This is a genomic window from Christiangramia oceanisediminis (assembly GCF_022570735.2).
In the GTDB taxonomy this organism is placed as follows: Bacteria; Bacteroidota; Bacteroidia; order Flavobacteriales; family Flavobacteriaceae; genus Christiangramia; species Christiangramia oceanisediminis.
This window is the reverse complement of sequence record NZ_JANCNS010000001.1, coordinates 784,588-796,852: the sequence shown is the minus strand read 5'-3', so window position 1 is coordinate 796,852 and position 12,265 is coordinate 784,588. Positions and strand designations below refer to the sequence as shown.

Genomic DNA, 12,265 nt, shown 5'->3' with positions numbered 1-12,265 from the left:
ACAAATGAAATCAATTACGATCAACGGATCTAAAAGAGAAAGCGTAGGCAAGAAGGCAACGAAGGCTCTACGTAATGCTGGACAGGTTCCTTGCGTATTGTACGGGGTAGAAGGTGATCCACTACACTTTGCAGCTGAGGAAATCGCATTCCAGAATCTTGTGTACACAGCAGACGTACATACTGTAAAAATCAAATTAGGTAGTGGTGAGTCTTACGACGCGATCCTTCAGGATATCCAGTTCCATCCTGTAAGTGATGCGATCATGCACATAGACTTCTACCAGATCTTCGAGGACAGACCAATTACCATGGAAATCCCAATCCACACTGAAGGTGTTGCAAGAGGGGTTAAGAACGGTGGTGTACTTCGTTACAACCTTCGTCGTCTTAAGGTAAGAGGTTTACCAGGAGATCTTCCAGATTATATCGTAGCTAATGTAACCAAGCTTAAAATTGGTCAGAAGTTATACGTAACTGCAGTAGCTAGCGAAGATTACAAAATTCAGCATCCAGATAACACTGTAATTTGTCAGGTTAGAACTTCACGTAATATCGTTGAAGATCTAGAAGACGATGAGGATGAAGATGAAGTAGCAGCAGATGAGGTACCAGCAACCGAGGTTGATGACCAGGCTGCAGTAAAAGAAGGAGAAGATAACTAGTATCCATCTTTGATAAATAAAGAAAAGCATTCCTTTTGGGAATGCTTTTTTGTTTGTATCGATTTATGAATCCCGTAATATTTTTCTCATTTAAAGTATCTGATTAATTTTATCTTTACCAAAACGAATTTGGATGCTTTCTTTCTTTGGAAGGATTTTAGGAAAAAAAGAGACCGGGGAGAAAATAGATCCCATGAAGAAATTTTTGATCGTAGGCCTTGGGAATATCGGGCCGAAATATGAAAATACCAGGCACAATATCGGGTTTAAGATCCTCGATGAACTGGCTGCTGAAAAAGAGGTAAACTTCGAAACCCAGAAACTGGGCGATGTCGCTAGTTTTAAACACAAAGGCCGAACATTTATTCTTCTGAAGCCCAGCACCTATATGAATCTTAGCGGCAAGGCCGTGAATTACTGGATGCAGAAGGAAAAGATTCAGCACGACAATCTTCTGGTCGTTACCGATGACCTTAACCTGCCTTTCGGAACCCTGAGGTTGAAAACCAAGGGTAGCGATGGTGGTCATAACGGGCTGAAGGACGTGCAGGCACAATTGAATACCACGAAATATAACCGATTCAGGTTTGGCATCAGCGATGAGTTTTCCAAAGGGCAGCAGGTAGATTATGTCCTGGGAGAATGGGACGAACGCGAACAGGAAAAACTGCCGGAACGTTTAAAGAAATCTGCCGAATTGATCCTGTCTTTCGGAACCGCCGGAGTATCCAATACCATGAACGCATTTAACGGAAAATAGCAGAATTTGAAACAGCATAAAGGAGCCAACTCATTTATTAGTGATCGTCAAACCGTTGTGACCATTGGAACTTTTGACGGGGTTCACGCCGGTCACCGAACGATCATCGAACGCCTTGTAAATTCTGCCAGTGCCAACAACCTGGACTCGGTAGTCCTCACCTTTTTTCCGCACCCAAGAATGGTGTTGCAAAAAGAAAGCGGTATCGAGCTCATCAATACTATTGAAGAAAGAAAACAGTTGCTGGAGCAAACCGGGATAGACCACCTGGTAATTCATCCATTCACCCATAATTTTTCAAGGCTTACCGCTCTTGAGTTCGTGCGCGATATCCTGGTGAACAGGCTTAAGGCAAAAAAGATCATTATTGGTTATGATCACCGCTTTGGCCGAAACCGAACCGCAGATATCAACGATCTCAGAAAATTCGGGGAGGAATTTGGTTTTGAAGTAGAGGAGATCAGTCAGCAGGATGTGGAACAGGTCGCGGTGAGTTCTACCAAGATCAGGAAAGCCCTTCAGGAAGGAAGGGTAGAAAGAGCCAATATGTACCTTCAGCATCCCTTCACCTTATCTGGGGAGATCGTCAAAGGTCGTGGAATAGGTAAAGACCTTGGCTATCCAACTGCGAACCTTGATGTAAAGGAAGATTATAAATTAATTCCCAAGAACGGGGTATATGTGGTGCAAACCAGGATCAATGGGAATAAAGTCTTTGGAATGATGAATATTGGCACCAATCCAACCGTTGGAGGTAAGGAAAAGACCATCGAGGCCCATTTTTTTGATCTCGATGAGGACCTCTATGGTAAATATCTTCAAATTGAATTACTGGTTAGGATCCGAGATGAAAAGAAATTTGAGTCGGTTGAGGATCTTAAGATCGCCATGAAGCAGGACCAGGCCTTTTCTACACAGTACATCAAGGACAATTATGCTTAACCGGTGGCTTTTTAAACAAATCGATAATTCGGCCCTGGTGGTCTGGAGAGTGATGTTCGGTTTGTTGATCGCTATTGAAGCCATTGGTGGAATCTTCACGGGCTGGGTACGCAGAACGCTTATCGAGCCAGAATTCACCTTTAACTTTATAGGTTTTGAATTTCTCCAGCCTTTACCCGGCAACGGAATGTTGTGGTATTATGCGATCATGGGGATTTTTGGGATGTTCGTGATGCTTGGTTTTAAATATCGGCTTAGCATGATCGCCTATACCATTATGTGGAGCAGTGTTTACTTAATGCAAAAGTCATCCTATAATAATCATTATTACCTGCTCATGTTAATTTGTTTTATCATGTGCTTTTTGCCGGCCCACCGGTGGCTGTCTATCGATGCCAGGATGAATCCGGAAATAAGGAGCATTTCTATGCCACGCTGGGTTTGGGTTGTGATAGTGCTGCAACTCTGGATAGTTTATACCTATGCTTCTGTTGCCAAGCTTTATCCAGACTGGCTGGATGGGAGTTTCCCGGCCCTGTTAATGAGAGGTAAGAAAGATTACTGGCTGGTAGGTGAATTTCTTCAGCAGGGATGGATACGCTATGCGATCGCTTATTTCGGATTGATTTTTGACCTTTTGATCATTCCTTTGCTGCTCTGGAAAAGAACCAGGTTGTTCATTTTTATCGCCGCCATCTTTTTCCACCTGTTCAATAGCTTTATTTTTCATATTGGTATTTTCCCGTATATGTCGCTGGCCTTTTGTATTTTCTTCTTTTCTGCGGAAACCGTCAATCGCATTTTCCTGCGTGGCAAAAAGCCTATTTATACTGGCGGAGAAATCATCGTGCCCTCCTGGCGAAATGTATTACTTATAAGTATGGCTGTTTGGTTTAGTATTCAGATCGCCCTGCCGCTCAGGCACTGGTTCTATAAGGATGATGTACTATGGACCGAAGAAGGTCATAGGCTAAGCTGGCGAATGATGTTAAGAGGCAAAACCGGAAGGGTGGCATTCAAAGTGGTTGAAAAAGGCACCCAGGATACCATTTATATCGAGAATGACGAATACCTTTCTCCCAAGCAACGCCGGGCCATCGTTTCAAAGCCTGATATGATCTGGCAATTTGCGCAGCGCCTTGAGCAAGATTATGCAGAAAAAGGAAAACAGGTGGAAGTTTATGTGGAAGGCAAGGTTAGCGTGAATGGAGGTCCCTATAAAGCACTTATTGATCCTAATGTAGACCTCGCCGCTGAAAAATGGCAGCATTTTAAGCACCACGACTGGATTTTACCTTCTCAATCAGACTAATTTTCTTCCCTGCTTTTGTTACATTTGCTGCTTATTAAACTTAACGGCAAAATTAGATTATGTTACAGGTTTCCAATATCGCAGAACATAAGGAAGCGTATATAAAAGCCCTTAAAAAAAGGAATTTTGATGCTGAAGAGATCTTTGAGGAGGTCTTGAATCTGGATGAGACCAGGAGAGCAACCCAGGCAAAGCTGGATGATGTGCTGGCCAGTTCCAACAAGATGTCTAAAGAGATAGGCCTGCTTTTCAAAAATGGCGAGCACCAGAAGGCGAATATGCTTAAGGAAAAGACCAGCCGTCTAAAGGAAGAATCCAAGGAACTTTCAGAAAAACTAAGCGAGACTATCGCCGAGCTTCAGAAGATATTGTATACCATCCCAAATATTCCACATGAATCGGTTCCAGCCGGTGTTAGTGAGGAAGATAACGAGGAAGTTTACAAGGAGGGCGATGTTCCAACTCTGGAGGAAGGTTCAATGCCCCACTGGGAACTTGCAAAAAAATATGATATCATAGATTTTGATCTCGGGAATAAGATCACTGGCGCAGGATTTCCTGTCTATAAAGGTAAGGGAGCACGACTTCAGAGAGCCCTTATTACCTGGTTCTTAGATAAAGCCGTTGAGGCTGGATATACCGAATTCCAGATGCCTTTGATGGTGAATGAAGCTTCAGGTTTTGGAACCGGGCAGTTACCCGATAAAGAAGGCCAGATGTATCATATTACTGAAGATGATCTTTATATGATACCTACGGCTGAAGTGCCAATTACCAACATGTTCCGTGACAACCTGATGAACGAAAAGGACTTCCCGGTGCTTTGTACGGGCTATACACCTTGTTTCAGAAGGGAAGCAGGTTCTTATGGCGCCCACGTTCGCGGGCTCAACCGTTTGCACCAGTTTGATAAAGTTGAGATCGTAAGGTTGGAGACACCTGATAAATCCTATGCGGCACTGGATGATATGGTGGAACATATTAAAGGCCTGCTGAAAGAGCTTAAACTTCCTTACCGGATCTTAAGACTTTGCGGCGGGGATCTCGGATTCACTTCGGCGCTTACCTATGATTTTGAAGTGTTTTCAACAGCCCAGGATCGCTGGCTGGAGATCAGTTCGGTTTCGAATTTTGAAGATTTCCAGGCGAACAGGCTTAAGCTGAGATATAAGGATAAGGATAAAAAGAAAACCCTAGTTCATACCCTTAACGGAAGTGCGCTGGCATTACCAAGAGTATTAGCTGGGATCCTTGAAAATTACCAGACTCCCGAAGGGATCAAAGTACCTGAGGTATTAGTGCCTTACTGTGGCTTCGACATGATAAACTAATAAAAAGACCTCACAGGTTTTGAAAACCTGTGAGGTCTATATTTAACCTGTGAGGTTTACATCAAACCTGTGAGGTCTATATTTAGTGCCAATCATTATTTTAAACAGCGCAAATGTTTATATTTACATATGCGCTGTTTTCTTTTTATAATCCTCTTTATTGGAGCTACTTGCGGGCTGTTTGCTCAATCCGAGCAACTGGCGCGTAATTTCTTTGACCAGGGCGAATTTGAGAAGGCACTGAAGGTCTACGAAAGGCTTTATAAAGAGAATCCTTCGAATACTGCATATTTTAATGGTGTGGTCGCTTCTTACCAGCAAATGGAAGAGTTTGAAAAAGCCCATGAAATGATCGTTTCAAGGCTGAATTCTTCAGCTAATAACCCGTCTTTGCTGGTTGAACTTGGTCATAATTATGAACTTCAGGATAATGAAGAAAGGGCTAACCAATTATACGATGAGGCCCTGCTCTCCATTGAAGGTAGGCCAAATTATGCCTATATCATCGCCCGAAGTTTTGAACAATATAACCTGCTGGATTACGCTGTGAAGGCTTATGAAAGGGCTATGGATCTGAATACCGACAGGAATTATAATCTTCAGCTTGCAAGGATCTATGGAGAACAGGGAAAGATCGAGGAGATGTTTAGTAATTATCTTGATCTTATTGAAGGCGATATGAAATTTTATGGATTGGCCAACCGGGAATTTAATCGTTATATCACCGATGATCCACAGGCCGAAGCCAATATCATTTTCCGAAAATTGTTACTGAAGCGACTGCAGGAAAATCCCGTTTTATTATATAACGAGATGCTTAGCTGGTTGTTCGTTCAACAGAATGAATATGACAAGGCTTTCGCCCAGGAGCGCGCCATTTACAGGAGAGGGGATAATTCCTCCCTGCAGGGTTTGCTTAACCTTGCGGTGATGGCCCGTGAAGCTAAGGCTTATGATGCGGCCAGGGAGATCATGGACTACGCGATCGAGGAATCTCCATCCCGGACCTTCAATCTACAGGCAAGGCATTTTTTGCTGAATCTGAAGCTGGAAACCAGTACTCCCGATTCGTATGCCGAGATCGAAACCGAATTCAGGAATCTGCTCCAGGAGTTTGGATATACTCCTGAAACCCTTCAGCTACAGATCGACTATGCTAATTTTATGGCTTTTGAACTCGGGAACCGCGAGGGAGCTATTGAAATGTTGAAAAAAGTAACCGAAATAACTTCTTCCCAGTTCGAGCTGGCAAAGGTTAAAATGGCATTGGCCGACGTGCTGGTGGTTGAAGAAAAATTCAATGAAGCACTTATTTATTATTCACAGGTGCAGAACCTGGTCAAGAACGACGAGATCGCACAGGACGCCCGCTTTAAGGTTGCCAAGACGAGCTATTTTAAAGGTGATTTCGATTGGGCGAAAACCCAGCTCGATATTTTGAAAAAATCCACTTCCCAGTTAATCGCCAACGATGCGCTGGAACTGAGCCTGCTCATCAGCGATAATTCGCTGGAGGATTCCACGCAAACAGCGCTGAAGAAATATGCCAGAGCCGATCTGCTGGCCTTTCAGAAGAAAAATTCAGAAGCCATAAGTGCGCTGGACTCTATCCTGGTCGATCATAAGGGCGAAAAGATCGAGGATGAAGCCCTCTTAAGCCAGGCGAAATTGTATGAAGAAGAGCAGAATTTCAAAAAAGCCGAGGGAAATTACCTGGAGATCATCAATGTTTACGGAGATGACATCCTTGCCGATAATGCTACTTACTTTCTTGCTGAACTCTATGCCAACCAGCTTCAGGATCCTGAAAAGGCTAAAAACTACTACGAGCAAATTATCTTTAACTTTGCAGACAGTATCTATTTCGTGGAAGCCCGTAAAAAATACAGGATGCTCCGCGGGGATAGTATCGAATAGTTAAAAATCTAAAATCTTAGCATGATCATATATAACGTTACCATAAACGTACAGGAAGATATTCACGATGACTGGCTGAAGTGGATGAAGGAGGAGCATATCCCGGATATGCTGGATACTGGGAAATTCACCAAGGCGCTAATGACCAAAGTGCTCGTCCAGGAGCCAATGGGTGGGATTACCTATTCGGTTCAGTATACCGCGAAAAATAAAAAGATTCTGGAGAATTATTACGAGGAGAATGCCGGCGAGATGAGGTCTAAATCAAAATCCTTTGAGGGTAAATTCGTAGCCTTCAGGACCGAGCTAGAGGTGATCACCGAACAATAAGCCTTCAAAATTTCAGTATATGAAAAAGAAAAAAAGCGATCCGGCTCAGGATCCATCACAGGTTAGGGCTAAAAAACATCTTGGTCAGCATTTCCTGAAAGATGAGAATGTCGCTAAAAAGATCGCCGATACGCTTTCTTACCAGGGATATGATAAAGTGCTTGAAATTGGCCCCGGGATGGGCGTGCTTACCAAATACCTGCTGGAAAAGGATACCGAAGTGCATGTGATCGAGATCGATACCGAAAGCGTGGCATATCTCGAAAACAATTACCTGCATTTAAGGGGACGAATTCACGAAAAGGACTTTCTAAAATACGATCTCAGCCAGGTCTTTGGTGATGAGCAATATGCCATCATCGGGAATTTTCCATATAATATTTCCAGCCAGATCGTATTCAAGGTTCTGGAATTAAGAGATCAAATTCCTGAATTTTCGGGGATGTTCCAGAAAGAAGTAGCCAAACGAATCTGCGAAAAGGAAGGTAGCAAAACCTACGGAATTCTAAGCGTTTTGGTTCAGGCCTTCTATGAAGCTGAATACCTGTTTACCGTTCCACCTTCGGTGTTTAATCCGCCGCCAAAGGTAGATTCGGGAGTGCTTAAGCTTACGCGGAAGGAAAATTATAGCCTTCCCTGTGATGAAAAGCTTTTCTTCCGAATAGTAAAAATGGGCTTTAATCAGCGACGTAAAACCCTTCGGAATAGTTTAAAAAATCTTAATCTTCCCGATAATTTGAGGGAAGATGCTATCTTTGGCAGTCGGCCGGAACAACTCAGTTTCCAGCAGTTCATAGAACTGACACAAAAAATTGAGCCGTATGCAGTTTCAGATAAGTGAAGAATTAATCGAAAAAATAAAGTACCTCGTTGAGCAACGCAACGACGAGGAGCTTTTGCTGCACCTTGAAGAGGTGCACCACGCTGATATTGCCGAAATCCTAACCGAACTCGATCTCGACGATGCCACCTATATCGTAAAGCTGCTGAATAGTCAGCAAACGGCCGAGGCCCTTATGGAGTTGGAAGCCGACAGGCGGGAACGCATTCTTGAAAACCTTTCGCCAAAGGAGATCGCCGAGGAGCTTAACGAAATGGATACCGATGACGCGGCAGATATCATTTCGGAACTTTCCCTGGAGCTTCAGCAGGATGTGATCTCTGAAATGACCGACGAGCAGCACGCTGACGATATCGTGGAACTGCTCAGGTACGATGAGAACTCTGCCGGTGGTTTGATGGCGAAGGAGCTGGTTAGGGTGAAAGAGAACTGGAGCGTAACCGGTTGTATGACCGAGATGCGCAAACAGGCCGAAAACGTGACTCGTGTTCATTCCATTTACGTGGTAGACGATAAGAACAAACTTAAAGGGAGACTTTCTCTAAAAGACCTTTTGACGGCTCCCAGTCATGCAAATATCAGTGATATCTATATTCCCAGCGTGGATTATGTGAACGTGCATACCGATGGGGAGGAAGTCGCCCGTATCATGCAGAAATATGACCTGGAAGCCATTCCCGTGGTTGACGAAATGAACCGTTTGGTTGGAAGAATTACCATTGATGATATCGTAGATTTCATTAAGGAAGAGGCTGAAAAAGATTACCAGATGGCAGCCGGTATTTCTGAAGATGTAGAGGCCGATGCCAGCATCTGGAAACTTACCCGTGCCCGTTTACCCTGGCTCATTTTGGGGCTTTTTGGTGGGCTTGGTGCCGTTTACGTGATGAAAGGTTTTGATGAGGCCCTTTCAGAATATGTGGAATTGTTCTTTTTTACACCACTTATTGCCGCGATGGCCGGAAATGTGGGCGTACAGTCCAGTGCGATCATCGTACAGGGACTTGCCAACGATAACCTGAGAGGCAGTTTGTTCAACAGGTTACTTAAAGAAATTGGATTAACCCTTATCAATGGTCTTGCTTTGGGGGCTTTGGTCGTCATCTTCGGATTGATCGTGGGGATGCCTCAATTGGTAAGTTTTACCATCGCACTTTCCCTGATGCTGGTAATTATCATTGCTGCGCTTATCGGAACTTTTGTTCCGATAATTCTCGATAAACAGGGCATTGATCCTGCGATCGCAACAGGCCCGTTTATCACGACCAGCAACGATATTTGTGGAATTTTCATCTTCTTTTATCTCTCCAAAACCATCCTCGGTTTTTAGAAAGCTGGCCGTATTCCTTCGCTCGCTGCAAATCATTCTTTAAATTTGTAGGTCCTGCTTTTTGATTTATGAAAAGCATTTGAGCGACTAATAGAATACTAATTCCAAAAAATTAAAGAAATGATCATTCTGCATGCCGATACGAATCATCCAGACCTGATGAGAAAACTGAATGAGGCAGGGCATCATAATATTGAAGGATTTGAACAAAGCAGGGAAGAAACCCTGCAAAACCAGCATCTCTATGATGGGATCGTCATAAGAAGCAGGTATAAGATAGATCGCGAGTTCATCGATGCCGCTCCCAACCTTAAATTTATCGCCCGCGTTGGAGCAGGTCTAGAAAGCATTGATGTGGATTATGCCCGGGAAAGGGGAATCAAGCTTTTTTCAGCCCCGGAAGGAAACCGGAATGCCGTAGGTGAACATTCCCTTGGAATGCTGCTTTCGCTGTTTAACCGCTTAAATAAGGCCGACAAGGAAGTTCGCGAAGGCCTCTGGCATCGCGAAGAGAATCGAGGAGTGGAACTTGACGGAAAAACCGTTGGGATCATTGGCTACGGAAATATGGGTAAGGCCTTCGCAAAAAAACTACGTGGATTTGATGTAGATGTGATCTTCTATGATATCCAGGAAGGAATTGGAGATGAAAATGCACGCCAGGTAGATTATGACGAATTCTTTGAAAAGGCAGATGTAGTAAGCCTGCATACTCCGTGGACCGAAGAAACCAACCAGATGGTGAATGCCGAATTCATTTCAAAATTCAAAAAGCCATTCTGGTTGATCAATACTGCTCGAGGGAAGATCGTGGTAACAGCAGACCTGGTTCAGGCACTTAAGGAAGAAAAGATCCTTGGAGCCGGACTGGATGTACTGGAATACGAAAAAGCTTCGTTTGAAAGCCTGTTTTCGAATAAAAAGAATGTCTCTATCAGCGCAGCCGATACTATCCCGGAAGCTTTGAGAGAGTTGATGTTTATGCCGCATACGCTGTTAAGTCCGCACGTGGCAGGATGGACGGTGGAATCCCATAGAGGCCTTGCCACGGTGATCGCCGATAAGATCATCGCCGAATTTGGCAAGGGCGACCAAAAATAAAAGATCATGAAAAAAAGGGTTACGGGTTTAGGCGGATTTTTCTTTAAGGCAAAGAATCCTGACCAGGTGAAAAACTGGTACAATAAACATTTAGGATTGAATACAGATCAGTATGGTTGTACCTTCTGGTGGAAAGATAAAGAAGGAAACGACTGTTCCACCCAATGGAGCCCTATGAGCGAGGATACCGATTATTATAAACCTTCAGAAAAGCCGTTCATGATGAACTTCAGGGTTGAAAACCTGGAAGAATTGCTGAAAACTCTAAAGGAAGAAGGGGTTCAGGTTGTTGGAGAAATGGAAACCTACGATTATGGCAAATTTGGCTGGATCATGGATCCGGAAGGCAATAAGATCGAACTTTGGGAGCCGGTGGACCAGGTATTCCTGGATCAAAATAAATAGGTCAATTTAATCAGATCACAATAAATGTCATTCTGAACTTGTTTATTGATCTTAAATTTAGAAGTTGAAATTTTTAAGGATGATGAAATATTAAAAAAGCCATGCGAACTGCATGGCTTTTTTTATAATTATTTCCGTTTGGTTTTATCCTAATCCGCTAATTTCGATAAGGGCAGATTTAATGGATTCTTCCCCTTCAATGGCCTCAAAAGTCACATTCTTAACCAGTGGATCTGCCAGTGACATGACCAAAATAAAGGCAACATCATCCCTGGAGATCTCTCCTCTTTCATTCAGACTTCCTTTGGCGACCTTCACCTTGGCAAGGCCAAGATCGTCTGTAAGCGCCCCAGGACGAACGATGGTATAGTTCAAACCGCTCTCCCTTAGGTATTCGTCGGCATCTTTTTTAGCCTCAAGGTAATGTTGAAGGTCTTCATGTTTAGAAGGATCATCGGCACCCATGGAGCTTAGCATTACAAATTTTTTGACCTTTGCTTTTTTGGCAGCGTCTATCAGTTTTTTGGCGCCTTCCCTGTCTACCGCATCGGTTTTATCCTTTCCGGTGCTGCTGCCAGATCCTGCCGCGAAGATCACTTTGTCTATTCCCTTCATGGTATGGCTTACATCACCTTCCAGGTCACCCATGACGGCCTCAACCTCCATATCTTCAAATTGCTGTCTTTGCTCTTCTTTTCTGATCAGCGCCAATGGATTAAAACTTTCTGAGTTGTTCAGGATCTCGATTACTCGTTTCCCTGTATGTCCGGTAGCACCGGCTATCAATATATTTTCCATAATACTTTTAAAATTTAATACCGAACAAGATAAAAAGGATTTAAAAGAATTTCCAGAAAGATCTGTGTAATAACAATAAGTTAACACGAGGTTGTATGAAGATTCAATGATAGCCTTCGACTCCGCTCAGGATGATAATTGCAGTCTTGAATTTTAAACCTGGAATTTTGAATTTTTTCGACTCCGATCTAAATGATTGTTCCATGTCATTTCGAAGGAGGGCCAAAGTTAGGGGACGATTGAGAAATCTTTTATTCTTCCGTAATTTAATAGGTCTCGACTCCGCTCGACCAGACAATTATGGCAGGCAGATGCTCGGTTTTGGAAGGACTGAGAAATCAATTCACTTATGGAGATTTCTCCCAGAGGTCGAAAATACGAAAACATGACTAGGTTATAACTGTTCTTCGAAGTCATATAGGGTGACACATCGAATATCGAATTATTATGATGGCCTCGCTTTGGATGATAATTGAAATCCTGAACATTGAATCTGGAATTTTGAATTTTCTGACTCCGATCTAAATGATGTCA

At 43.3% G+C, this 12,265-nt stretch carries 12 protein-coding genes; 11 read left to right on the top strand and 1 reads right to left on the bottom strand.

All coding sequences use genetic code 11. From position 1 onward, the window contains the following. Positions 1-4 precede the first annotated feature (4 nt). The 11 genes from MKO06_RS03680 (at position 5) to MKO06_RS03630 (ending at position 10,933) form a co-directional block, all read left to right on the top strand. Positions 5-664: a 50S ribosomal protein L25/general stress protein Ctc gene (locus MKO06_RS03680; protein WP_241550987.1), complete on the top strand. Its 660-nt coding sequence runs from the start codon at positions 5-7 to the stop codon at positions 662-664. Positions 665-797: 133 nt separating this feature from the next. After that, complete coding sequence (gene pth, locus MKO06_RS03675) at positions 798-1,424, top strand: aminoacyl-tRNA hydrolase (protein WP_241550986.1); 627 nt, start codon at positions 798-800, stop codon at positions 1,422-1,424. A 6-nt stretch (positions 1,425-1,430) separates the two neighbouring features. Beyond that, a complete protein-coding gene (locus tag MKO06_RS03670; protein WP_241550985.1) occupies positions 1,431-2,366 on the top strand; it encodes a bifunctional riboflavin kinase/FAD synthetase in 936 nt (311 codons plus the stop codon). After that, positions 2,359-3,678, top strand: coding sequence for an HTTM domain-containing protein (locus tag MKO06_RS03665; RefSeq protein WP_241550984.1), 1,320 nt, complete (start codon positions 2,359-2,361; stop codon positions 3,676-3,678). Before MKO06_RS03670 ends, MKO06_RS03665 begins: the two co-directional genes overlap by 8 nt. A 59-nt stretch (positions 3,679-3,737) precedes the next feature. After that, the gene (gene serS, locus MKO06_RS03660) at positions 3,738-5,009 is read left to right on the top strand and encodes a serine--tRNA ligase (RefSeq protein WP_241550983.1); all 1,272 of its coding nucleotides are present in this window, start codon (positions 3,738-3,740) and stop codon (positions 5,007-5,009) included. A 129-nt stretch (positions 5,010-5,138) separates the two neighbouring features. Beyond that, positions 5,139-6,926 carry a tetratricopeptide repeat protein gene (locus MKO06_RS03655; protein WP_241550982.1) on the top strand — a complete coding sequence of 596 codons (1,788 nt, stop codon included), beginning with the start codon at positions 5,139-5,141 and terminating at the stop codon, positions 6,924-6,926. A gap of 21 nt (positions 6,927-6,947) precedes the next feature. Continuing rightward, complete coding sequence (locus MKO06_RS03650; protein WP_241550981.1) at positions 6,948-7,256, top strand: DUF4286 family protein; 309 nt, start codon at positions 6,948-6,950, stop codon at positions 7,254-7,256. Positions 7,257-7,275: 19 nt separating this feature from the next. Beyond that, positions 7,276-8,097: a 16S rRNA (adenine(1518)-N(6)/adenine(1519)-N(6))-dimethyltransferase RsmA gene (rsmA, locus tag MKO06_RS03645; RefSeq protein ID WP_241550980.1), complete on the top strand. Its 822-nt coding sequence runs from the start codon at positions 7,276-7,278 to the stop codon at positions 8,095-8,097. Next, positions 8,078-9,427, top strand: a complete 1,350-nt coding sequence (gene mgtE / locus MKO06_RS03640) for a magnesium transporter (RefSeq protein WP_241550979.1) — start codon at positions 8,078-8,080, stop codon at positions 9,425-9,427. Before rsmA ends, mgtE begins: the two co-directional genes overlap by 20 nt. Before the next feature lie 120 nt (positions 9,428-9,547). Next, on the top strand, positions 9,548-10,528 hold the full coding sequence (locus MKO06_RS03635; protein WP_241550978.1) for a 2-hydroxyacid dehydrogenase: 981 nt from the start codon (positions 9,548-9,550) through the stop codon (positions 10,526-10,528). 6 nt (positions 10,529-10,534) lie between these two features. Next, positions 10,535-10,933, top strand: coding sequence for a VOC family protein (locus MKO06_RS03630; RefSeq protein ID WP_241550977.1), 399 nt, complete (start codon positions 10,535-10,537; stop codon positions 10,931-10,933). 144 nt (positions 10,934-11,077) lie between these two features. On the opposite strand, the gene MKO06_RS03625 is transcribed toward MKO06_RS03630, so the two are convergent. Next, positions 11,078-11,731: an SDR family oxidoreductase gene (locus tag MKO06_RS03625; protein ID WP_241550976.1), complete on the bottom strand. Its 654-nt coding sequence runs from the start codon at positions 11,729-11,731 to the stop codon at positions 11,078-11,080. Positions 11,732-12,265 lie beyond the last annotated feature (534 nt).

Coding starts and splice junctions, on each gene's coding strand:
- MKO06_RS03680 (WP_241550987.1), top strand. CDS start 5: ATGAAATCAATTACGATCAACGGATCTAAAAGAGAAAGCGTAGGCAAG.
- pth (WP_241550986.1), top strand. CDS start 798: ATGCTTTCTTTCTTTGGAAGGATTTTAGGAAAAAAAGAGACCGGGGAG.
- MKO06_RS03665 (WP_241550984.1), top strand. CDS start 2,359: ATGCTTAACCGGTGGCTTTTTAAACAAATCGATAATTCGGCCCTGGTG.
- serS (WP_241550983.1), top strand. CDS start 3,738: ATGTTACAGGTTTCCAATATCGCAGAACATAAGGAAGCGTATATAAAA.
- MKO06_RS03655 (WP_241550982.1), top strand. CDS start 5,139: ATGCGCTGTTTTCTTTTTATAATCCTCTTTATTGGAGCTACTTGCGGG.
- MKO06_RS03650 (WP_241550981.1), top strand. CDS start 6,948: ATGATCATATATAACGTTACCATAAACGTACAGGAAGATATTCACGAT.
- rsmA (WP_241550980.1), top strand. CDS start 7,276: ATGAAAAAGAAAAAAAGCGATCCGGCTCAGGATCCATCACAGGTTAGG.
- mgtE (WP_241550979.1), top strand. CDS start 8,078: ATGCAGTTTCAGATAAGTGAAGAATTAATCGAAAAAATAAAGTACCTC.
- MKO06_RS03635 (WP_241550978.1), top strand. CDS start 9,548: ATGATCATTCTGCATGCCGATACGAATCATCCAGACCTGATGAGAAAA.
- MKO06_RS03630 (WP_241550977.1), top strand. CDS start 10,535: ATGAAAAAAAGGGTTACGGGTTTAGGCGGATTTTTCTTTAAGGCAAAG.
- MKO06_RS03625 (WP_241550976.1), bottom strand. CDS start 11,731: ATGGAAAATATATTGATAGCCGGTGCTACCGGACATACAGGGAAACGA.